Source organism: Nocardia sp. NPDC001965, assembly GCF_053594175.1.
This window is the reverse complement of record NZ_JBSFDZ010000010.1, coordinates 152,093-171,819: the sequence shown is the minus strand read 5'-3', so window position 1 is coordinate 171,819 and position 19,727 is coordinate 152,093. Positions and strand designations below refer to the sequence as shown.

Here is a 19,727-nt window from a genome sequence, read left to right as displayed (position 1 = left end):
GGTTACCTCCTGGTACCTTCGAATTTTATGCAGAACACTGCGGGACCGGCCTTCCTCGCCGACTGCCCCACCCGCTTGGCGGTCGAGATCATCTCCGACAAATGGGCTGTGCTGGTGCTCTTCGGGCTCAGCGGTGAGCCACGCCGCCACGGTGAGCTCGTCGAACTCATCGGCGGCGGCATCTCGCGCAAGGTCCTCACCCAGACGCTGCGCCGACTCCAGCAGTACGGCCTCGTCGAGCGCCACGCCGAAGCGCCACGGCGGGTCGTGTACAGCCTCACCGACCTCGGCCGGACGCTCGTCGAGCCCATCGATGTGCTGACCGACTGGGCAAGGCAGCACGGTGCGGCGATCGTCGACTTCCAGGAGGCGGACGGCGTCCCCACCGACCCAGCGTGACCTTCTCGCCTCACGCCGCGGTTATCGACCGCTTCGAGGTGCTGCCCAGCGGGCGAGGAAGTCTTCGATATCGGTGGCGATCCGTTGCGGTTGTTCGCCGTTGATCGCGTGGGACGCGCCCGGATAGACCTGCACCGTTGCGCAGCGCAGATTCTCCCGGGCATTCCGGGCGGCGGCATCGCTGTCGTGCATCGGCGAGTTGCCGGCGATGATCGCCAGCACCGGCATCTCCAGGGCGCGCAGCCGCTCCGGACCGATCGGACTCGGCTGCGGTTGCTTGATCGTGTAGGACGACATTCCGGCCTCGATCATCCGGGCGACCGGAACATCCTCGACCGGGGCGCCACCGGCGGTCCAGCTGTTGAAACTGTCCCGCCACGACTTCGGAAACCAGCTCACGCTCGCCGGCAGCGACCGCACCAGCAACTGGGCGGAGAGCCCGGCGAATGTCTGCACCGGCTCCACCAGAATCAGGCTCGCTACCTTTTCGGGTTCGTGGACGGCGAGGTTGACGGCGGTCCAGCCGCCGATCGAGAGTCCGAGCAGGTGGAACGCCGGTTCGGGCAGCGCGAGCAGGACTTCGTGCAACCAGCGGGCCTGGTCGGCATGGGTTTCGATCGGGCGGTCCTGCACGCTCATTCCGGGTTCGCCGAGCAGGTCGAGCGCGTACACCGGACGCTGTGCGAGCAGTCCGGGCATATTCTCGGCGAATACCGGTGCGCCCGAACGAGTTCCGGGAAGCAGGAGGAAAGGTTCCCGGTCGCCGGCCCCTTCCGGACCGGCGTATCGGTACACCCGCACGACCCCGTAGCCGGTCCGCAGATCCAGCACACGCTCCGGTTCGGGCATTGCCCGCATCGCCTCGTCGTATGCGTCCCGGTAGCGGTCTTTGCCGACGGCCGAGTCGAAATGACCCACCGGCGAGGTGTCCCGCACGATGAGCCAGGCCGGAATCGCCACGGCGACCACAACGGTGAGGACCCGGAGCATGCTGCGGAACCGCGACCGGCCGGTCCAACGGGCGCCGACGTCACCAGCGGGTCCGGCGCCGGGATCCGCACTTCGGCCGGATTCGCCTTCGGTACGCCCATCGGACGCGCCGGTGGTCACTTCTGCTGTACGACGAGTAGACATCGGTCCAGGTATTCCTTCGTTCGATGATGCAGGACACGATCTTCCGGTGGCCAGCGGCGCTCGGACCGTTCCGTCGCGCGGTACAGTTCACCGGTTCCGGCGGGTTGATCCAGGAGCGCGTACTCCGTGGTCGCCTGCCATTCCCGGCCGAGGCGACGACCCGAGCGCGAATCGGCCGGTATGTCGTTCTCCACCAGCAGCAGTGCCTGGACAGCGTGTGCTTTCCAATTGAAGTAGGTGGTGATCACCCGCTCCACGTCGATATCGAGGCCGACCGGCGCGCCGGCACCCCCACTACTCACCCCCGGGTGCCGCAGCAGGGTGCGGTCGAGACTCATGGTGGCGGCCACGACCCCGGCCGGCACCCGGGCAGCCGGATGTTCCCGCAGTACCTGCGTCACCGCGGCCAGCACTGTCCGCTGGCACCGCAGCCGCAACTCCGCGATCTCGAGCAGCCGAACCTGTTCACTGTAGGTCTCGACCAGCGGCAGGCCGGCCTGCCGGTCGAGCGCCGCACCGACCTCGTCCAGCCGCAGGCCTGCGCTGGTCAGCAGCTGGATCCGGCGGAGCCGATCCAGCTGCTCCGGGCCGTAGCGCCGGCGTCCGCTCTCGTCCCGCTCCGCGACCAGCAGCTCGATGCGGTCGTAGTACTGCAGCGTGCGCACCGTGGTCTCGCACCGCCGCGCGGCTTCCCCCACGGAGATCCGTTCCGCCGCGTCTCGACCAGGCATGACAGCGAGCCTGGCATATGACGTAACGTCACCTGCAAGACCCGGCCGACGACGCCGTACCGGAAGAGGCGGTCCGCCGACCACCCGAGCTCACGAACGGTGCGGTGCGGTGCGATCAGGGAACGAACACTTCGGCCGTGGCCGGAATGCCCGGGCGGTCGGTGCGCACGGTGAGCGCGACCCGCCCCGGACCCGAGTCCACGTGTACGTAGAAGGGCCGGGAACCGGTGTTGCCCGCCGGGATGAAATGACTCACCGAGCCGCTGCGGCCGGTGTCGAGGTTCCGCCAGTCGACAATCGCCGTGACGTCGCAGGCCAGGACGGTCGGCGCCCAATTGCCCAGCGGGGAGAAGCCCTGCGTGATCCGCAGTTCTATGGAGTGGGCGGTTCCCGGGAAGGCGTGGTACTGGGACAGCGGGCCGTCATAGGCGACTCCGGCCGCATTGAGCATGCCGACGCAGATACCGTTGCCCATCGTCCACGCCGGGGCCGTCCGGACCTCGGTCGTTGCGCAGGTCCGTGGTCCGACATTCGATGCCCCGAGCTGACAGGGATCGGCGGCGGCGGCGATCCCCGGCCCTGTCACAGCCATCGCCGCACCGACGAGTCCGGTAGCTGCTGTCGTGGCCAATTTCCGTGCGATCGTCATGCGCGGATGATCGTGTGCCCCTTGGCATTCATTACATTGCGCATCGCCGCCACATTGCGCATCGCCGCCGATCGCGATCGAAGATGCTCGCCTCGGGTATCTTCGCCGGTCGTGGACATAGATCCCGGGCAGTTGTGGAGGCCGGAATCGAACCTGCTGTTCCCAGTGGTGACACCGTAGAATTACGGTATCGAACCGCGCATTCTACCGGCCATCCGGAAGGTAGGTAAACCGATGACGCATCACAACGACCCCCTGGCCGCCGGCATGCACACCGCACACACCTGGTTGCGGACCGTCGCCGACGCTCTGGGTACCGAAGATCTCACGTTCACATTGCGCGTACTGCGCGCGTGGATGCATACCGTCCGGGATCGGATCGGCGTGCCCAACTCCGCACATCTCAGCGCCCAGCTCCCCGATTTCCTGCGTGGCATCTGGTACGAGGGCTGGGTACCGAGCCGGGTGCCGGGAAACCACAGCGTCGCCGAATTCGTCGACGAGTTCGCGGAGCGCGCCGGGATCTCGGCGGGTGATGTCGCGTTCACCGCCGGCTGCGTCACCTCCGCCCTGGACGAGATGATGTCTCCCGGCCAGCTGGATCACGTGTTCGCCGTATTCCCGGAGCGCCTCGGCCTCGTGCTGCGCGGCGCCACGCCGATGGCCGAAGCCTGACCCACGCCGCCGGCCCCTGCGAGCGAGCGACCGCTCGACCACCGGGCACATCCAGTATCGAGTGGTCGCGTTCGGCACCTACCGGAACGGCCTGTGCTCGCGCCGTCCGACGAGCTACAGGCATGTTCCCCCGCCGTCAGGACTTGCCAGCCATCTCTCTCCTGTACAGCAGATATTCCCGGGGTAGCAGCTTTCGCCGGCTGCACAGCACTTGTCACCACATTTTCCGCGTGGTGGCACACAGCAATCCGACGAGGTCGCCAGCCTCGGCAAGCAGCATCCGGCAGGTGTACAGACATTTCCTCGTGGGCACAGGACGCCGTTACAGATCACCGCATCGGCCGGGATACACCCGTACTGGGGATGACATCTCTCCCCGACTTCGCAGCATTCACTTCCGCAAACCGTCTGGTCCAGGGTGCACAACGCATATTGTGAGCAGTTCATTTCACCGGGGACATAACAACCGTTGCCGTGGCAACATGTCTTTCCGGGCGGACAGCACACATTCCGGCTGGGTACGGTTCCGGTCCAATCGAAAACCGTGCAGCATTCGTTGTCCTCGGGGCAACACTCCGGCTGCCCAGTATTCAAGCGACGGCACAGCTTGTTCCCGGGACCGCATTGCGGCAAGTGCTGTTCGCGGCAGTACTGCACACACATCGGCTTGCACTCACGCTCCAGGAGCGAGGTCGGGGTATCCCAGCCGTCCGCGTTTTTCACGCAATCACGAATACACTCGTTCACGCAGGAATCGGCAGGACGGACCACTCCGGCATACCCGCGGAACGGAGACCCGACGGTGCGGTACTGCTGGTCCGACCGGTACAGCGAGAATTCGGCTGTTGGACTCGGAACGGACATATCGATTCCTTCCGGCTCACTATCTATCGTAATATGGCGAAAGTTTCGTCACCAGGAACGGAAATTCCTCTGTTACGTCTACCCGGACAAAGAATTTTTCCGTCACATCCGTGGCCCGATTCGTGTAGGAAAATATGACGTCGAGGATGTTCCGCACGGTGCCGAGGCGTGAGGGCCGGGTCTCGATAGCCGTCACCGAGGAGCCGGAGGCAAAGGACTCCGCGCTCTTTGCGTAGATACTCGGATACCTTGCGACAAGATAATTTAGCGCGCGATGTTCGTCGGACGAACCGGCATTGTCGGCCAATTGCATCACTCGATCGAAAATCTCCTGTGCCGCCGTACGAAACCGCTCCTCCTCGACAGCTTCCGGCTTGGGTAGAGCTTGTACGAGTGTCGTGGTGTCGAACGCATATATCTGATCGAATGCCACGACCGGGAGGACCAGCCCGTTGCAGTAGCTCTCCGGCGCCAAGCCCCCGAGCAAGCCGATCAGGAGATGAAGATCTGTCGGGTGCGAAGCTTCACTGAGAGCATCTATAAGCAAAGTCAATTCGGTGGGATCCCGGGGCCGAACAATATAGGTTTCAAGTCCTTGAATGGTGAAAACATAGCAGGCCAGCCGTGCCAGATATCTGTTCTGCGGGTCGGAGAGCACGGCATGCAGAGCCTCTCGATCGGTCAAGTTCGTAGTCGCCGCCCGTCCGGTTGCCTGCGCGAATTCTTTTTCGATGCCCAGGCTTCCCAGCCGGGGCTCGATCCGGCCCAGTGCGTACACATAGGGTGAAGAAAACCCGGGGTGCGCTTCCGAGGATTCGGCAGTCGAGCTCTCGCGGTCACCGCAAGACCCGCATCCACAGGTAGCCGCTGCGCGCGCGGACACGGGATCTGCCGCTGCGGCAGGTTGCCGCGCCGGTGTGGTCTCGCCGCCTCGGCGACCGGATGAGAATTCCGCCGAATCCTGCTTCGACACATCACTTTCCTCCATGCGTACGTTCCCTTCTCGATCGCTGAACCGAACAGGGTTCCTGCCTGGATTCGGCTCATCGTTTCCGGTTACGTCTCCCCGAGATCACGACCCAGCGATTGAGCACCTCGGCGCGCCGCTCGCACCCTCGGCACGGCCGGATTCCGGCGGTGCCGCTCACCCGCTTCACCAGATCGCCGAAACCGATGTCCTCGTCGTTGACGAACCCGGGAAGGCGCAGACCCGATCGCGGCTGTGTTCCTTCGGCTGCATAATCGAAGTCGGCTCCCTGCCGGTCAGCCATTTCGATATCCTCGATCGCTTCGTATCACCTGTAACGTCTCGAATGCCAGCCAAGCGTCCAATAGTGGTGGAATCACCGAAACACGGCTACCCTTCGATCGGCGGAGCGCGAATTTCACTTCTGCCGGTGAAGCCTCCGGGAATTCCGAGCACAACAGCGCGATCGCCCCGGTTACCACCGCCGCCGCGACACTCGTTCCACCAAACGGCCTCGAGCCGCCTGCCGGAGCGAGACTCGATATCCCCACGGCCGGAGCGCCGATCCCCCGGCGGCCGATCGAATGCCCGAAATTGCAGTGATCGGAAGGCTTGCCGTGGAAATCGTAGCCCACGACCGGGACGACGGAGCTGTGCCGGGTCAGGAACGAACCGGCCACCGTGTTCTGGTTGCCTGCTGCCGCCACGATGATCGCCCCGCTGCGGTGCACATGATCCAACGCCTCTTGTAATGCCCGGTGCTCGGGAACAGTTTGCCGATCCACCGCCAGGCTCATATCGATGATCCGGGCACCGGCGTCGGCAAGCTCCACGATCGCCGAGGCGAGTTCATCGAATGTGGCAGTGGCCGGCCCCTGAGATGCTGTATCGGAAAAGACCGAGCGGATCAGGAGAGTGGCCCCTGGACAGATCGCGGGTGCACCCGATCCACGCCTGGCCACCAGCACCCCGGCCACCGACGTCGCATGAATCGCCCCTTCGCCATCTGCTTGCGAAAGCAGTCCGTCGTCCTCGTGCAGAAACACCATGCTGGCGTCGGCGAGCTCCCGGTGATCGGCGTCGACGCGTCCATCGACGAGTCCGACTCGGACGCCCCGCCGGCCGGACGTATGGGACATCAGACGGGGAAGTGCTACCGAGGCCAGAGGATCCACCTCGGCCTCTCCATTTCTCGTGGCCATACCGCGACTCACTTCACGGTGACGATGCTGCCGACGGATTGTGTCCAATTGTCGTGTTTCCGCGCCGGATACCGGACCGGCCCGCCCCACTCGAGCCCGGTCTACGGATCGAAGTCTCCACGCCCGGTGAAGGCAGCGCGGTCCGCACTGCTGTCGTTGGGATTCGTATCGGGGTCGGGGCCCAGATCAGGTTGGCCCGGGTTGTTGGATGAGCGCAGGTATATCCGGCCGTACAGCCGCTCATGCCCCGACTCGGTATCCGCCATATCCCTGGGCACGACGATCTGAAATGTCCGGGGCACGATCTCCTGGCCCGGAACGAATGTGGTCGGGGCGAACTGTGCCGTGATCTGGTCGTCGTCGCCCCCGAAAGGCTCGTCGTCGTCGCTTTCCCAGATCTCGACGACCTCGCTGAAGGTATCCGTTCTTTCCGGCGGATCGAAAATCGCCCTGTACGTAACCTTCAAGTAGTACTTGTTTTCCGGATCGGGTCCGAAAGGACCGCCCTCTATCTTCGCATTCTTGATATCGACCATGATCTTCCCCTCTTCTCCGTCAACCGTGCCGTCGGCTTCGACCAGCGAAACTCAGAGCCCGGCCGACCGAGGCCGACGCCCCGGCAACGACCGCCGAGCGAATCCGAATTCGATCATGTGCGCGATAGCACCCCTGCGCATACCTGACACCCCTGCCGTAGCGGCACGCCGGATATCTTGTCGTCGAAGATATCCGAGGCCGCATATTCGGGACGTCGCCGACACAGCGGCGCGGCTGCCCCGAGTACCTTCAGCACATCCCGCGGAGATCGTCATATCTTCGTTTCCAGCGGCGGACCGATGATCCACCGCTGAACTACTCGTTCTCGAAGACGTTCGTCGCGACCGGTCCCTCTCATCGTCCTCCTCCCGGCGTCCCGTGTCACTGATCGTTAGGGCACGAAAATGCTTGGGTATCAACGGTGCACGGACCGCCGGCGGAGCGGTGGACGCGTGAATCCGGGCATCGAACCGGGCGGCCGCCCGAGCATCAGGTGCGTCCGATCGTCTTCCGGTCGATGCGGAATCCGGCAGCCGTGCCGATCTCGGCGGGCGGAAAGGGCCCGCATCCGACCGATACGGGCCCTTCCATCCGGCGCTGTCACCCTTCGATCAGCCTGCGGCGCAGGCCCTCGGTGGCCACGACCAGAGCGGGGACCAGCGTCAGGTGCGTGATCGACAGCGCGATGGTGGACGCGGTATCGAAATCTGCGTTCACGGTCAGACCGATGGTGGCGACGGCGAGCACCGAACCGATCACCGCCGCCACGCGCAGCACACCGATCCACCTGTAGGACAGCAGCGCAGCGGCGCCGAGACCGATCGCCATCGGGACCACCGTCATCGTGATGATTCCCCCGGGGGCCACGCTCTGCACCCGCCCCGCGTCGGTCATTTCGAATGTGCCACCGGCGGCGGCGCCGACCAGCCAGACGACGAGGTTGGCCAGTAGAGCGGCGCCGATCGCGCCGACAAGAGCAGCGGGACGATTCAGTGCGGGGATGCGGACAGCGGTGCCGAGGGCAGGGGTCGCGGTGCTCATGATGATCTCCTGAAGCTGTGCGGTTCGTATGAGATCATCATGAAACCTAAACTATTGTTTAGGTCAATACGTATGCCGCAGGTCACCCGGCACACGCGTCGGCCCACCCAGCAGATTCCGTCCGCCCGTTCAACCCATGGACGTAACAGTCCATATCGCCGACTCGGCCTCGGGAGAAGGAGTCCCGTTCCACGGATGGTTCCGGAATTCCTGATCGCGGAGGTATTCCAGATACCCGACGGGGTATGAGTTGACGACCCTCAGTTCGTCCGTCCGCTGCCCGAGCTCGCTCGCCTTCCACAATTGCGCGATGATCGTGGCAACCGGGCGCAGATCATCCGGCCGCACCGCCGCGGGGGCGTCGACGCCGATGAAGAACGCCAGGTAACCGTCCGGTACACCGACGCTCTCCACCGGACTCACCACGGATACGCACGCTCCACCCGGAAGATCCGCGGTTGTCACCGCAATCTTCAGGTCATCGAAACCCGGGGCACCGACAATCCCGGACATTCGGCGCCGGAAAGTCTTCGGGCTCGACTGCCGTCGCGGTCGCGGTCGCATTCGGTACCGACGAAGATACCGATGTCCCGACCGGCTCCGCCACTTCGCCCACCGGATCCCCGGAACCGCACCCCACCAGCACAGCGATTCCGGCGACGGCAACCATCGCACGGGACCCGGCACGAACCATCGACATCGTCGCACTCCCCTGTTCCCGGCCGGCCCGTCCACGACAGCAGACCGCCGCACCGAAGGCACTGACAGCGGCCGGGCCGCCGCAAGCCCCGCTCCCGGCGGCCCCGAAAAGGCCGGTGGCCGACTGTCGCCCACCGACAGACCGGCACGCAAACCGTTCCCGGGCCAATGGGTTCCACCGTAGCGACCGCGGGCACCCGGATGTACCCACCACTTTCGGGGGCCGCACCGGAGAGCCCCGCAGGCCACCGCGAAATACCGGCGTGACAGCAGGCGATACCGGCCGGCGGCTCACCGGGCGAGTCGAGGAGGGCGGTCCTGGAGTCCCGGAGCCCCAGAAGACGGTCGGCTCGATCTTTGCGCGCGGCGCGTTGCTACGGCTGCCGAACGGCAGCGAAGGCAGGCAGGGTGAGTGCCGAATGCGCGGCTCGACCCTCGGCGGCCGGTAGCGTGACGAGATCGCGCAGGGCGGCATTCCGCTGCTCCAGCGCCTCGGCGGTATTCGGGAACAGGCTCGCCGAGCCCTCGGTGACCAGCGCCTGGTTCATCCGCACGAATTCCCGCATCCCGCGTTCGTACGCGGCGAATGCGGCCGAGTGACCGGCATTCGTGGCGAGTTCACCGGCCAGCATGTACGCGCCGACCAGTGCCACGCTCGATCCTTGACCGGTGAGGAACGACGGCGCGTAAGCGGCGTCCCCGACCAGCCCGACCCGCCCCGACGACCAGCGCGGCAGATGGATCTGGCTGACGACGTCGAAGAAGAGGTCGTCGGCCCCGCGCATATCGGCGATCATCCGTGGGATCTCCCACCCGTCGTCGGCGAATACCGCGGCCACGAGGTCACGCTGGGCCTCCGGATCCCGGAACGCAGCGAATGGAGGTTCGGGGAGAGCGAAATTCAGGAAGCCGTGCAACTGTGGGCGACGGCCCACGGCATAGAGGGCCGCGGACCGGCCGGGAGCATTCCACAGCACGCCCTCGTGCGCGAGGCCGAAGTCGTTGGGCATGGTGAACCCGGCGAAGCAGTATCCGAGGTAGCGGTGGAACTGCTCCTCCGGACCGAAGACGAGGCTCCTGGTATTCGAGTGCAGACCGTCGGCACCGATGACCAGATCGAAGGTGCGCCTGGTCCCGCTGCGAAAGGTCACGTCCACTCCACGCTCGTGCTCGCGGAGGGCGAGGACGGAATCCTCGAAGAGGAATTCGACCTCGTCGCGCACAGTGCTGTAGAGGATTTCGGTGAGGTCGCCGCGGCGCACCTCCAGATCACGCCCCTCGACGCCGCCGACCAGGGCGTCGGGCCGGACCGAGGCGATCGGGCTGCCGTCCGGGTTCAGGAAGGTGATCCGATGGGTGTCGATATGAGCGGTTCGGAGCTGCGGCAGGATCCCCATCCGTTCGACCACTCCCAGGGCAGTGCCACGAATGTCGATGGGGTATCCGCCGCCGCGGGGCGCGCTCGCCCGCTCGACCACCGTGACATGGAATCCGTACCGATGCAGCCAATACGCCGTCGCGGGACCGGCGATGCTCGCTCCGGAGATCAGGACCGTGCGTCCCATGGAGACTCCTAGATAGCTAAGTTAGGTAGATGTATTGCGAATACGATGGGTCTCCGTCGATATTCGGCAATACGACAACTATATACCTAACTTAGGTACTTAATGGAGCGTGATGGACGACACATCCGACCGCGGGGTCGACCCGCTGGTGGTCCTGCCCCGCCTGACCCAGCTCGGCGCGGTACTGAACCGCAGCCGTCTGGCCGAGCGAGCAATCGAGCAGATCGGGATCCCACTGGATCGACCGGCAGTGTCCGTCCTGGTCACCGTGCAGATGGCCGGGCAGCCGCTACGCGTCGGGGATATCGCCAAACGGATGCAGGTCGTGGGTCCGCACGTCACCCGGCTGCTGCACGATCTGGAGCGGCGCGGACTCGTCCGCCGGATCGCCGACCCGCACGATCAGCGGGCCCGCTTGATCGAACTCACTCCGGACGGCACGGCCGCAGCGGACCGCTACCTGCAGGGGATGCTCGGATGGTTCACCGGGGCGATGGCCGACTGGTCCGAGGAAGACAGGCACACTTTCGGCGTGCTGCTCGGCCGATTCGTCGACGATCTCACCGAGCATCTGAAGGTCGTCGAAGACGGTCCGTAGACCGTGGATCCATCGACCGAACACATCGCACCGCGGCCCGGCATTTCGCACACCGCCGGCACCGGACGCAGGCGGGCGGGCGGCACCACAATGCTCTCCCCCACTCGTATCGACGAAGGGCCGGGAGACGACCACCGGAGCATATTCGCTCGACGTGGCTCGCGCGGGCGCGTTGTCTCCGGTGACCTTTCAGCCGGGCCGGAAGAACTCGAGCATTCTCCGAGCGGGGTCCGGGCCCATCAGCATTTCCTGCAGGCGGGCCGACATCCGGGCGGCGGCGCTGGTGCGGTCGAACATCTCCCGCTCGTATTCTTCGACGGCGGCGGGAAAGTCGTCCGGGTTCGCGGCCAGCGCGAGACCGAGCAGGGCACCGTCGAGCAGCGCCATATTGGCGCCCTCGCCCACCGGTGGCATCAGGTGCGCGGCATCGCCGAGCAGCGTGACGCCCGGCGTCGACGGCCAGGTCAGACCGACCGGGAGGGTGGTGATCGACCGCGGCACGATCGTCTCGTCGCAGGCCGCGATCAGCGCGGTGAACCGTGGGTGCCAGCCGGGGAGCAGTTCGATCAACCGCGCCCGGGCGGCAGCCGGGTCGTCGAACGGGATCCCGCTGGTGGTGAACCAGTCCGCGGCTGTGTTGTAGAAGCTGATACCGATCCGGACGCGGCCGTCGCCGTTGCGCTGCGCGGCCAGGGACAGTCCGTTGCCGAGCACCCAGTAGTTGCCGCGGCCGACCATCGCCGCGAGCTCGGGGTGCGTGCGGTCGATATCGGGAATGCCGAGTTCGACGACGTTCTGGCCGATATGCGCGGGGCGGGCGTCGGTGAGCAGCGCGCGAACCCGGGACTGCGCGCCGTCCGCACCGACGAGCAGGTCATATGTCGCACTGCTGCCGTCGGCGAAGCACAGCAGGCCGTTACCTGCGAATTCGACCGCGTGCCCCCAGCGCACCGCGTCCCCGGGGAGGGAGTCCAGCAGCAGGTCGCGCAGATCGGCGCGGTCGACTTCCGGCCGGTCCAGCGGGGCATCGTCGGGTGTGTCCTCTCGGAGCAACAGGGTGCCGCCGGGTTCCAGTAGCCGCATGTCCTGGCCTTGGCCGCGGGCGATCGCGTGGAATCCGTCGATCAGCCCGGCCGCACGCAGTGCTCGCTGCCCGGAATGTATGTCGAGCATGCCGCCTTGGCTGCGCGCGTCGCGCGAGGGTTCGCGTTCGTAGACGACCGAGGCGATGCCGTGCACGTGCAGCACGCGAGCCAGGGCCAGCCCGCCCGGTCCCGCCCCGACGATGGCGATGTCCACATCTCTCCCTTGATACAGCGTATTTATCGATACAGTGTATCGATATATGCGATGTACTGTCAGCGGCATGTTGGTGTGGGAGCGGCCGGAGCCGCCGGATCGACCGACGCCCGCCCCGCTGAGCCGGGAACGCATCGTGACGGCGGCGATCCACCTGGCCGACGCGGACGGCTTGGCGGCGGTATCGCTGCGCAAGGTCGCCGCCGCACTCGACGTCGGACCGATGCGGCTCTACGGCTACATCGCCACCAAGGAAGAATTGCTCGACCTGATGGTCGATGCGGTCTACTCCGAGATCCGGCCGACCGGAGACGACTGGCGTGCGGTGCTGCACTCTCTCGCCGAAACCACCCGGTACGCCGCCCATCAGCACGAATGGCTCGCCGATCTGATCGGCGGGCGACCCCAGCTCGGGCCGCACGCGCTCGCCAGGGGCGAAGCGGTGATGGCCGCGATGGCCGAAATCGACGTGGACCTCATCACGCCGGTGGTCGACGCGGTCAACGCGTACGTGGTCGGCGCGGTCCGCCGCGAGATCACCGAACTGCGCGCCGAACGGGCCACCGGACTGGACAAACGGCGGTGGCAGGAGACCTACGGGCCCTATCTGGTGCGAGCATTCGCCACCGGCCGATACCCCGCACTGGCCAGGGTCGTCCACGACGGCGCCCACCTGGACGCCGACCGGACCTTCCGGGTCGGCCTCGACTTCCTCCTGGACGGTATCGGAGCCCATCTCCCGGGCTGATACCCAGCGAGATCCGCCGTGCTACGACTGCCACGAGTCCACCACGGCGGCAACCGGCTTCGCGGCACCGGGAAATGCTCGCCATGATTCTGGACCTGGGTCTCCGGCCGGACATGCCATACGGTTCGGTCGCCCTGCCTGTCGCCGGCTACCGGACCTGAGGGACCGCCTCGTCGTCGCGGCGGTCCCTCGTCGCCGACCGGGTGGTGCGTTTCGCAGTTCGAAATCGTCGCCGGCACCGCGCCACACATCGCACGCCCGATGACGAAACCCCAGAAGGAGTCCGATGTCATCAGTGCGTGGCCCCGCAATCGGGTGGTCCGTCTTCGGCGTCGTGGCAGTGTGCTGCCTGAGCCTCGTCCTGACCATGGTGCGCGAACCGGCCGCCGAGGTCGACACCCGGTACGCCGCGATCTTCAGCGATACCTCCGGACTCACCTCCGGAAGCGGTGTTCAGCTGGCCGGGGCCAGGATAGGAGCCGTCACCTCCGTCGACGTCGCAGCAGGCGCCACGTCCCGGGTGGAGTTCTCCGTCGGACACGACCGGCCGGTCCTGGATACCACCCGCGCCGCGATCCGCTATCAGAGCGTGCTCGGCCAGTACTACCTGGAACTGTTCGAAACCCGGCCCGGCGGAACACCACTCGCCGCTGGGGCGACGATCCCGCGCGAACGGACCGTACCCGGTTTCGACCCGTCACGGCTCTTCGACGGATTCGAACCGCTGTTCACCGCGCTCGATGTCGAAGAGCTGGGTCGCTTGGCGGAGAACGTGATTCGCGTCCTCCAGGGTGACGGTGCGGCTGTCGGTCCCGTACTGACCGGCCTGGGCGACCTGCTGCAATACGCGACGAACGAGCACGCGGCTGTCGCGGTACTCATCCACAATCTGGGCAAGATCGCCGCCGAGATCGGCGGCATAGTCGAGCAGGTAGCGGTGCTTATCGAACGGATAGCCGGCCTGGTCGGGCTCTTCGACCACGCCACCGACCTGGTGAACTGGCTGTTCTCCGAGGATTCGACGATCGAGGGCAGCCTTCTCGCCGAACCGGAATCGCGCACCGAACGCACCTATCCATCGCTGCACGAGCAATTGCGCATCCTCGCTTCCCGTCCCGACCAGCTCGTGGAAGTCCTATCGCTGAAACCGGAGCTCATCCACGGATTGAACACGACCGTTCCCGCGGATGGCCGGGTATCGGCTTCCACCTGTTCGGCCTGGCCGTTCACCCCGGCAGGCCTCACCGGAACGAAGAACCGGGCGGTGTGCCGATGAAGCCCAGCCGGACACAGCAGAGCGGACTCCGCGCCATGTTCCTGTCCGCCTGCGGCACAGTCACTCCCGGAACGAGCGAGGGCCCACAGTGAGCGAGACAGCAGAGCACAGCGACGAACGCGAGCCCGGCCGGCAGCGTGCGGCCGGGCCGTGGGCCACACTGTCGGCGTGGGGACTCGCCGCAGTGTCGGTCGTGGCGTTGGCGGTTCTGCTCGGTTGGCGCTGGTATTCCGCCGAGAACGAACTGGACGAACTGCGCGGTCGCATCACCGACGGCGACCGGGTGGCCGCCGTCGCGGCCGACTACGCGAAACGTTCGCTGACCTACGACTTCCGGAGTCTCGATACTTTCTTCGCCGGTATCCGACAGGGCACCACCGCGGGACTGTCCCATCGCTACGACACCGTCAGCGCCACACTCGCCGATGTCATGACCGAGGCCGAAGTCGTCGCCCAGGCCGAGGTCGTGAGCACGGCCGTCGACGCTGTCGACGGCGACAACTACATCGTCACCGTCTTCGCGAACCAGCAGACCCGCAACGTCCGGCATCCGGAACCGGTCGGCGCGGCGACATTGGTGACCGTCAGTGTGCAGCGGGTCGGCGGTGAATGGCTCGTCGCCGACTATCGTCCGCGCTGAGCACTTCCGGCGCGGATCCCGGGTCCCGGACCGCACACGGCTTCCACCGGGTTACACCTTCGCCCCGATGAGCTGCTGATAGTCCGCATTGTGGGCAACCAGATCGTCGTGCGGACCGCTGTCGACGATCAACCCGTCTTTGAGATATACGACGGTATCCGCTTCACGGATGGTGGACAGCCGATGAGCGATGACCAGAAGGGCGCATTCTTGTCGCACCGTACGAATGGTCGCGTGCAACGCCTGCTCGGTCTCGGCGTCGAGCATCGCCGTGGGTTCGTCCAGCATCAACAGCACCGGACGGCGTATCAACGCCCGTGCCAGCGCGACACGCTGACGTTCGCCCCCCGAGAGCAACACACCGTGTTCGCCCACCGGAGTATCGAGACCGTGCGGAAGTCGTGCGACGAGATCGTCCAGACCCGCGAGTTCGGTCGCTCGGCGCAGGTCGGCCTCGGCGAGACCGGGCTGCCGGTAGGTCAGATTGTCCCGAAGACTGCCGAACAGCAGTGGCGCGTTCTGTTCCAGCAGGCTGACTTCGGAACGCCAGGCCCGGCGCGGACGGCCGGTGTAGGACCGGCCGCCCAGCAGAATATCGCCGTGGTCCGGATCGTAGAACCGGCTCGCCAGCGAGAACACCGTGGACTTTCCGGCACCCGACTGCCCGACCAGGGCAATATGCCCGCGCGCCGGAACCGAAAACGACACGCCACCGAGCACCGGCCGGTCGGCATAGGAGAAATGCACATCCCGGAACTCCAGCGCGAAGTCTCCGGCTCCCGTGCGATCGGGTTCACCGGACGTCGGGCTCCCCGGCCCGCCACCTGGTTCGACGCCGTTGCGCCGGCCGTCCTCGACGTCCTCACCGGGCAATTCGAGTGTCGACCGTATCCGGCTGAGGGCCCCCAGGGCCTGCTGGAGCCCGACGAAGCCGTTGAAGAGATCGCCGACCGGAATCAACAGATTCATCGCCAGGAGCATCATCGAAACGAGGCTGCTCAACTCCATCTGATGATTCGCCACCCGGACTCCGCCGACGACCAGGGAGACGACGAACGAACCGGTGACCGCGAGATGCATCGCCGGATTTCCCAGCGCCCGCAACCGGGCGGCACGAACCCCGACGCGATACGCTTCGCCGGCCAACTCGGTCAACCGCTCGTGCTCACGGCCTTCGGCATTGTTCACCTTCACCGTCCGCACCCCGGCGAGTGCCCGTTCGATATCCGCGGAAAGCGCTCCGACACTCTCCTGCAGTTCGGTGGAGGCTCGTTCGATCCTCGTCATCACCAGCAGCATTGCGGCCGCGGCGATTCCGACGGTCACGAAGACGATGGAGAACAGGAGCCAGTCGAGATAGAGCATCACCGCGACCGTCCCGACCAGGGTCACCGCTCCGGTCAACAGCTGGACGAGGGTGGATCCGACAACGTTTCGGATCACCGTCGGATCGACGGTCACCCGTGAGATCAGGTCCCCGATTCTCAGCGAATCGAGGGTGGGGATGCTCAGTTTCAGCAGATGTCCGGACAAGCGGTTGCGCACCGTCAAGAGCACGGATTCACCGGAGCGCTCGAGAATGTAGAGCCCGCAGGTGTCGGTGACGGCATGCAAGAGGTAGGCGGCTACCAACGCGGCAAGGGACCACGCGATCGCGTCACCCGCGCTCGCATCCCGGATCACCTGCCCGGCGAGGAGCGGCTGCACCAGCGAAAGCGCCGTACCGACCAGCAGCAGCGCCGTCGCTCCCAGCAGGGCTTTCCGGTGTGGTGCGATCAGCCGGAGCAGAGCCTCGACCCGGCGCGGCCACGAATCACCGGACCGGAGTTCACCGTTGCCCACGGACAACCTCACCCACGTTCGCATGACTGCCGACGACGATCAGTCGACTGAAAGTGTTCATATCTCCCGCCTCACCGACGAGTCCGCCTTCCGCTTCGACCCACGCGTGCGCGGCGAACGGGAGTTCGTTGCGCACCCCGACACACCACGTGGTCCACGCACCGTATCGCCGACTCAACAGGACGGTGGCCACCGACCTCGGCAGACACCCGAATCGGCCCGCTGCGGCGGGGCTCACCGCCACCACCTGCCGGCGCCATCTCTCGGCCTCTTCGAACGAGGCGGGACGGCTTCCCCGGTGTAGCTGTACCAGTAACCATTCGATCCGGCGTGGGGACAGTCCGACCACGAGTCCCGCGATTCGCACCGCCCACCGGGCGGAGAACCGCTCCCACCTTCCGCCCGCGGCGGGGAATCCGGTCCCGAGCGACATGTGGTAGCTCATGCGACCACCAGCCCGAGATCCCGAAGGCGATCCAGGAGCTCGTCTATATCGCGCCGAGCCGTCGTCACGTCGATCTCGAACTGCGTGGTGATCGCGGCAACCGGATCGGCGCCGCCGTCGGCGACGAGCGCGGCGACCACCGCCGCACCTACCGGGTTCAACCGCCAGTAGTCGCCCCGCCGCATATCGAGAATCACGCCCCCGTATGCCGTTTCCGCGAAGGACAACCCCCGTCGCAGTGTCAGCTCACCCATGATCCTGCTGTCCCCCGCCCTATCCGTACTGCCGTGCCGGTTCGACGAAATCACGTTCCAGGTCGCGTAGCCAGAGCTCACACGCGATCGTCGTATACATCGTTCCCTCTTCCAGCTCGAACGAACTGGGACGCGCGCAGAGCTCTTTCAGTTTCGCCGAGTCGATGAGGCCGATTTCGCCCAGCCGCGAACCTTCCCACAGTGCGACGAGTTCGTCTCGGTGCATACGCAATCCGGCCTCGACGTCGTGCGAACCGTCGTCCTTGGTCTGTCGTTGTAGCACCGGATCGGGAACGAGCCCCCGTACCGATGCACCGAGCAGTGGTTTGTATGTCCACGCGCTGACCCGATGCTCCACAGCTACCGACAAGGCAGCGGTTATCACCCCGTCATCGAAATAGGGCGCCGTCGACGGGGGCCCACCCGAGGCCGACGACAGACGATTCAGTACGGCCACCGTTCTGGCACCCTCGATGATGGTCTCCAGTTCGACGTGGCCGCCGCGCTCCGGCGCCAACGGTTCGGTAGCCGACGCCATCCAGGAGATGCCCTCGCCGATCGCCCCGAAGGCCGCCTCGGTTGTCCATACCGGCACCGATGGCGGAATCGCCCAGCCCAGCATCGGTTTACGTTTGACCGGTCGGCCCACGATCGGCCTGGTGTTCCTCCTCCACCACGAATGGAAACCGGTGGGATCGACGGAGTCGCGCACCACATCTCGCAGGCGCCATCCACCGAGGGCCGCGAAACCCCGCAGCCCCCGCCACGCGGTGAACGGCCGTTGCCACAGCAGATCGCGAAAGCGGGTGGGCAGGCCACCGAAGACATGGTCGCCGCCATGTCCGGTCAGATGCACGGCCGGACCGGATTCCGACGCCAGCCGTGCCAGCGCACCGACGCGACTTCTGCCGACGATCAGTGGTGAAGGCTCGTTCAACCAGGTCGGTCCGTCCCATAACCCGGCGTAAGTGTGCGGTAGGTCGGCGGCCGGGAGAATCACGTGCGCCACGTCCGGTAGGTACCGGGCCGCCCGCGTGGCCCATGCGAGGTCCTCGTTGGCGGAATCGCGTCCTTGCGCGGTGACCACCTCGACCTGCGCCGGGCCCCGCGCGGCGAGGAACCCGAGCGCTGTGGAGTCGTACCCGCCCGAGAACTCCGACGTCACGGTATCGCCCGCTGTGGTACGCGCCGATACGGCGGCCACGAGCCGGGCCCGGACCTCGCTCGCCCCCTCGGTGAGATCCCGGACCGCGGCCGGTGCCCGGACACCACCGATCGGCCGGGAGGCGCCGCTCGGCGCGATCACCAGCCCGGACCCCACCGGGACCGGCTCGATGCCGGCGAGCAATGGACGTTGGGCGAGGTGATGGGGTATCGGCTCGAGCAGATGCGCGGCGAGGGCGCCGGGATCGAGTTTCGTCCCGGCGAGATGCCGAAGCGGATGCACCGTATCCGCGGCGATATCGATTCCGCCGACCCGGGCCCGGTACAGGCCGCAGGAGCCGTAATCCGCACCGCGGATGAGGGTTTCGTCGTTCACGTCGACGACGGCGTGGAAGCATCCGTCGATTGATTCCAGTATCGTTCGCCAGCGGGCGACCGAATCGATCGACATCACATGATCGAGAAGGGTGTCCTCGTCGACCAGGGCATATCCGAGCAGCACCACTCGCGCCGCGCGGCCGACCTTGTATCTGATCGGCCGGTCTCGGCAATCGCCGACCACCAGCGGTCGTTGCGAAGGATGCTCGGCCAGCACCCGCCCCCAGGGGAGGAGACGCCTGGCGATGCCCACACCCGCACCGTTGTCGGGCAGTACGACAAATCCTGTCCGCGCATCACCAGGCATCCGTGGTCCCCCTAGTCCTCGAGCTCGGGTACGAGCCGGATCAGATCATTCCCCGGCGTCCGACCAGAAGGTCGGAGGAAGTCGTGAAAACTCCGCCGGTAAAAGTTCGGAAGTCACCGGAAGCGGCGATTTCCGGCTTCTCGTACAACTTCTTCTCAGGGTTCTTCCCCATGTGATTTCCTTTCTTCTCCCCGCTCCCCTCGGAGGGGTGTCTTTCCTGGCCGATCAGGGTGAGAAACCAGGTATGAATCCGAATTGCCCGATTGCGATCGCCACAGCACGAACGGCTCGCGAATCGCCGGACCGATGGCGC

At 65.9% G+C, this 19,727-nt stretch carries 21 protein-coding genes; 6 read left to right on the top strand and 15 right to left on the bottom strand.

The window, feature by feature from the left end; all coding sequences use genetic code 11:
• The first annotated feature begins 27 nt into the window (after positions 1-27).
• On the top strand, positions 28-399 hold the full coding sequence (locus ACWCPQ_RS17240; protein ID WP_449899750.1) for a winged helix-turn-helix transcriptional regulator: 372 nt from the start codon (positions 28-30) through the stop codon (positions 397-399).
• A gap of 21 nt (positions 400-420) precedes the next feature.
• Here ACWCPQ_RS17240 and ACWCPQ_RS17235 read toward each other — a convergent pair whose 3' ends face one another.
• The 3 genes from ACWCPQ_RS17235 to ACWCPQ_RS17225 form a co-directional block, all read right to left on the bottom strand.
• A complete protein-coding gene (locus tag ACWCPQ_RS17235; RefSeq protein ID WP_449899748.1) occupies positions 421-1,533 on the bottom strand; it encodes an alpha/beta fold hydrolase in 1,113 nt (370 codons plus the stop codon).
• Positions 1,506-2,264, bottom strand: a complete 759-nt coding sequence (locus ACWCPQ_RS17230; protein WP_449899745.1) for a MerR family transcriptional regulator — start codon at positions 2,262-2,264, stop codon at positions 1,506-1,508. The genes ACWCPQ_RS17235 and ACWCPQ_RS17230 overlap by 28 nt, the downstream gene beginning before the upstream one ends.
• A gap of 115 nt (positions 2,265-2,379) precedes the next feature.
• Positions 2,380-2,913, bottom strand: coding sequence for a hypothetical protein (locus ACWCPQ_RS17225; protein ID WP_449899743.1), 534 nt, complete (start codon positions 2,911-2,913; stop codon positions 2,380-2,382).
• A gap of 234 nt (positions 2,914-3,147) precedes the next feature.
• Here ACWCPQ_RS17225 and ACWCPQ_RS17220 point away from each other — a divergent pair, with 234 nt between their 5' ends.
• On the top strand, positions 3,148-3,588 hold the full coding sequence (locus ACWCPQ_RS17220) for a DUF2267 domain-containing protein (RefSeq protein WP_449899741.1): 441 nt from the start codon (positions 3,148-3,150) through the stop codon (positions 3,586-3,588).
• 883 nt (positions 3,589-4,471) lie between these two features.
• On the opposite strand, the gene ACWCPQ_RS17215 is transcribed toward ACWCPQ_RS17220, so the two are convergent.
• The 7 genes from ACWCPQ_RS17215 to ACWCPQ_RS17185 all read right to left on the bottom strand — a co-directional run bounded on the left by ACWCPQ_RS17215 (position 4,472) and on the right by ACWCPQ_RS17185 (position 10,463).
• On the bottom strand, positions 4,472-5,440 hold the full coding sequence (locus ACWCPQ_RS17215) for a cyanobactin maturation protease PatG family protein (RefSeq protein WP_449899738.1): 969 nt from the start codon (positions 5,438-5,440) through the stop codon (positions 4,472-4,474).
• Positions 5,441-5,495: 55 nt separating this feature from the next.
• Positions 5,496-5,723, bottom strand: a complete 228-nt coding sequence (locus tag ACWCPQ_RS17210) for a hypothetical protein (RefSeq protein ID WP_449899736.1) — start codon at positions 5,721-5,723, stop codon at positions 5,496-5,498.
• On the bottom strand, positions 5,716-6,594 hold the full coding sequence (locus ACWCPQ_RS17205) for a S8 family peptidase (protein WP_449899734.1): 879 nt from the start codon (positions 6,592-6,594) through the stop codon (positions 5,716-5,718). Before ACWCPQ_RS17205 ends, ACWCPQ_RS17210 begins: the two co-directional genes overlap by 8 nt.
• 128 nt (positions 6,595-6,722) lie before the next feature.
• A complete protein-coding gene (locus tag ACWCPQ_RS17200) occupies positions 6,723-7,157 on the bottom strand; it encodes a hypothetical protein (protein ID WP_449899732.1) in 435 nt (144 codons plus the stop codon).
• Positions 7,158-7,758: 601 nt separating this feature from the next.
• Positions 7,759-8,199 (bottom strand): DUF6069 family protein, encoded by a 441-nt coding sequence (locus tag ACWCPQ_RS17195; protein ID WP_449899729.1) that lies wholly within the window; start codon positions 8,197-8,199, stop codon positions 7,759-7,761.
• Positions 8,200-8,328: 129 nt separating this feature from the next.
• Positions 8,329-8,613 (bottom strand): hypothetical protein, encoded by a 285-nt coding sequence (locus tag ACWCPQ_RS17190; protein ID WP_449899727.1) that lies wholly within the window; start codon positions 8,611-8,613, stop codon positions 8,329-8,331.
• A 659-nt stretch (positions 8,614-9,272) separates the two neighbouring features.
• Positions 9,273-10,463: an FAD-dependent monooxygenase gene (locus ACWCPQ_RS17185; RefSeq protein ID WP_449899725.1), complete on the bottom strand. Its 1,191-nt coding sequence runs from the start codon at positions 10,461-10,463 to the stop codon at positions 9,273-9,275.
• A 112-nt stretch (positions 10,464-10,575) separates the two neighbouring features.
• Between ACWCPQ_RS17185 and ACWCPQ_RS17180 the strand changes: the two genes are divergently transcribed.
• Positions 10,576-11,061, top strand: coding sequence for a MarR family winged helix-turn-helix transcriptional regulator (locus ACWCPQ_RS17180; RefSeq protein WP_449899723.1), 486 nt, complete (start codon positions 10,576-10,578; stop codon positions 11,059-11,061).
• A gap of 189 nt (positions 11,062-11,250) precedes the next feature.
• Here ACWCPQ_RS17180 and ACWCPQ_RS17175 read toward each other — a convergent pair whose 3' ends face one another.
• Complete coding sequence (locus ACWCPQ_RS17175; RefSeq protein WP_449899720.1) at positions 11,251-12,360, bottom strand: FAD-dependent oxidoreductase; 1,110 nt, start codon at positions 12,358-12,360, stop codon at positions 11,251-11,253.
• Between the two features lie 67 nt (positions 12,361-12,427).
• Between ACWCPQ_RS17175 and ACWCPQ_RS17170 the strand changes: the two genes are divergently transcribed.
• The 3 genes from ACWCPQ_RS17170 to ACWCPQ_RS17160 all read left to right on the top strand — a co-directional run bounded on the left by ACWCPQ_RS17170 (position 12,428) and on the right by ACWCPQ_RS17160 (position 15,024).
• Positions 12,428-13,108: a TetR/AcrR family transcriptional regulator gene (locus ACWCPQ_RS17170; protein ID WP_449899717.1), complete on the top strand. Its 681-nt coding sequence runs from the start codon at positions 12,428-12,430 to the stop codon at positions 13,106-13,108.
• A 286-nt stretch (positions 13,109-13,394) separates the two neighbouring features.
• Entirely contained in the window at positions 13,395-14,384 is a 990-nt protein-coding gene (locus ACWCPQ_RS17165) for an MlaD family protein (RefSeq protein WP_449899715.1), read from the top strand.
• 88 nt (positions 14,385-14,472) lie between these two features.
• Positions 14,473-15,024 carry a hypothetical protein gene (locus tag ACWCPQ_RS17160; protein ID WP_449899712.1) on the top strand — a complete coding sequence of 184 codons (552 nt, stop codon included), beginning with the start codon at positions 14,473-14,475 and terminating at the stop codon, positions 15,022-15,024.
• A 51-nt stretch (positions 15,025-15,075) separates the two neighbouring features.
• Here the strand turns inward: ACWCPQ_RS17160 and ACWCPQ_RS17155 are convergent, their stop codons facing one another.
• The 4 genes from ACWCPQ_RS17155 to ACWCPQ_RS17140 are packed head-to-tail and all read right to left on the bottom strand — an operon-like array spanning position 15,076 to position 19,414.
• A complete protein-coding gene (locus tag ACWCPQ_RS17155; RefSeq protein WP_449899710.1) occupies positions 15,076-16,878 on the bottom strand; it encodes an ABC transporter ATP-binding protein in 1,803 nt (600 codons plus the stop codon).
• Positions 16,853-17,311 (bottom strand): lasso peptide biosynthesis B2 protein, encoded by a 459-nt coding sequence (locus ACWCPQ_RS17150; protein WP_449899707.1) that lies wholly within the window; start codon positions 17,309-17,311, stop codon positions 16,853-16,855. Before ACWCPQ_RS17150 ends, ACWCPQ_RS17155 begins: the two co-directional genes overlap by 26 nt.
• Entirely contained in the window at positions 17,308-17,565 is a 258-nt protein-coding gene (locus ACWCPQ_RS17145) for a lasso peptide biosynthesis PqqD family chaperone (RefSeq protein ID WP_449899705.1), read from the bottom strand. Before ACWCPQ_RS17145 ends, ACWCPQ_RS17150 begins: the two co-directional genes overlap by 4 nt.
• Before the next feature lie 19 nt (positions 17,566-17,584).
• Positions 17,585-19,414 carry an asparagine synthase-related protein gene (locus tag ACWCPQ_RS17140; RefSeq protein WP_449899703.1) on the bottom strand — a complete coding sequence of 610 codons (1,830 nt, stop codon included), beginning with the start codon at positions 19,412-19,414 and terminating at the stop codon, positions 17,585-17,587.
• Positions 19,415-19,727: the final 313 nt, after the last annotated feature.